This window comes from Pseudoalteromonas sp. SR45-4, assembly GCF_014163535.1.
Taxonomy (GTDB): domain Bacteria; phylum Pseudomonadota; class Gammaproteobacteria; order Enterobacterales; family Alteromonadaceae; genus Pseudoalteromonas; species Pseudoalteromonas nigrifaciens.
Map to the genome: position 1 here is coordinate 1 of NZ_JACJDO010000086.1, position 2102 is coordinate 2102.

Sequence of the window (2102 nt, forward strand, 5' to 3'; positions counted from 1 at the left end):
ACTTAGTAACTTAGTAACTTAGTAACTTAGTAACTTAGTAACTACACCACTTAGTAGCTCAGCTTTAAATATTAAACAGCCCCGCCTAGCGCAGGGCTTTTTTAATGGGGTATATAATTAAAAATGCAGGTTTCGGGCTCGAACAATATCTTTCATCACAATGGTTGAGGTTAAACGTTGCACGCCTGGCAGCGCCGATAGTTTATCATCGTATAATTTTTGAAACGCGCCTAAATCTCTAGTCACCACATGTATTAAATAATCAGGTGTACCAAACAAACGCTGCGCATTAGTTATTTGTGGAATATCTTCAACTGCTAATTCAAGTTTAGCCAACGATGCTTTATCACCTTCTTTAATAGTAATAAAAACCAACGCAGAAAAATTAAGCCCTACTTTTTCTGGAGAGATCTCCGTCCTGTAGCCCACAATAGCTTTGGTTTTTTCTAATTCTTTAACTCGGCGGTGACATGGCGAAACACTAAGCCCCACGCGATCTGCAAGTTCTGAAAGAGTGAGTCGGCCATCAACTTGCAGCTCAGCAAGAATTTTCCGATCTATGCTATCCATATTCAATTGTTTCCTAATAATGGCGTTTAATAAGGTAAAATATAGTATTTTTTCCCCATAAGAAAGCAATAAAATAAGCTCCCAATTATTTTAGGTTATTGTTGATGGATATTAATGTTATTTTTTCTTTTTGGCTGGTGTCAATATTGTTTGTACTTACCCCTGGTGCTGATTGGGCGTATACCATAAGCGCAGGAATTGCGGGAGATAAAATTATTCCGGCAGTTTCAGGGCTCTTGTTAGGCCACCTTATTGCCGCGCTGATTGTAGTGGTAGGTTTGGGTGCTATTTTAGCTTCACATGTGATGTTAATGAAATTTTTAACCTTATTTGGCGCACTGTATGTTGTTTGGATCGCGGTTTCGCTTTATAAAAACCCGCCAGTACCCGCAGTATATAATGGCGCTGCTAGTGAATTAGGCGAAACACCATTAAAGTGGATGAAAAAAGGCTTTATTATTAGCGGGTTAAATCCTAAAGTAATGCTGCTATTTTTAGCATTATTGCCACAATTTGTATTTCCGAGCTTTTCATTTTCGATCACCGAGCAGCTGTTAGTATTAAGCGTAATTCATTTAATTGGCTGTGGCTTTGTATATTGGTTTATTGGTGTTAGCGCCCGAAAAATATTAAGCAATAACCCGGCACTTGCGATTAAATTTGGTCGACTTTCTGCCATTATATTATTTATTTTAGGCTCTTTAATGCTGTTTGATAGCGCACAAAAGCTACTAGTACACTTACAGTAATACACGCATAAAAAATAAAGCCTAAGCAGTACTTTAAACACCGCTTAGGCTTTTTTATTACTAATATTGTCTTGCCCTCAAATATATTTAAAAACGTAGGTCGGTTAAGCGAAGCGCCACCCGACGGGCGAATATCAGCATTACTTCAGATCATTGTTATATCAACTTAAATCAACTTAAAATAGTTCTCACTTAGCACTCAAAGCCAAAAAATTAAAATGACACCCACTCTAATTATTAATCTCTTTGGAAAATTTAAATGACACCCATTCTAATTATTAATCCCTTTGGTGTTTATCTAAACAAACATTGCTAGGCTTAAAAGCATCCTTAATTTTTAAAACACCTCTGCTTATTCAGATAACGTTGTATTTAACTGCTTTTTATTCATTTTTAGGCATGCGAAATACTGTGCTTTCACAGTGAGGGGGAATAACGGAGAGTTTTTGAAGTAAAATTTTAAGCCAGTAGCTTTTCGCAGTTACTAACGTTGGTGCGCCGCTTTCTGTTTAGGTGTTCGCAGTATCCTTCGTGTGACGCTGGGCGACCTACTGCGCCATGAAATACGCGACTAAATTGTGTGGTGAGTTTTAGCCAGTTTTCGGGGGTAATGTTTACTCTTTGTAACAGGGGTAATGTGCTGCTTTCGATATAGCCTGCTTTACCTTCGCGTATACAACGCCCGGTTAATTCTACTAGTTCAAGGTAAGATTTAAGCGCAAAGGGTAATCCTTTCGCCATGTGCTTTTTTGATTTACCTGAAAAGCGCAGGAGTTGCTTCGG

The 2102-nt window shown here is 38.2% G+C and carries 2 protein-coding genes and 1 pseudogene; 1 reads left to right on the forward strand and 2 read right to left on the reverse strand.

The features are described 5' to 3' along the window. Positions 1-117: 117 nt before the first annotated feature. Positions 118-570, reverse strand: coding sequence for an Lrp/AsnC family transcriptional regulator (locus H5058_RS18030; protein WP_011329694.1), 453 nt, complete (start codon positions 568-570; stop codon positions 118-120). 104 nt (positions 571-674) lie between these two features. Between H5058_RS18030 and H5058_RS18035 the strand changes: the two genes are divergently transcribed. Continuing rightward, positions 675-1319, forward strand: coding sequence for a LysE family translocator (locus tag H5058_RS18035; protein WP_182679364.1), 645 nt, complete (start codon positions 675-677; stop codon positions 1317-1319). A gap of 459 nt (positions 1320-1778) precedes the next feature. On the opposite strand, the pseudogene H5058_RS18040 reads toward H5058_RS18035, so the two are convergent. Beyond that, positions 1779-2102, reverse strand: a pseudogene (locus H5058_RS18040) (transposase); the annotation flags it as partial.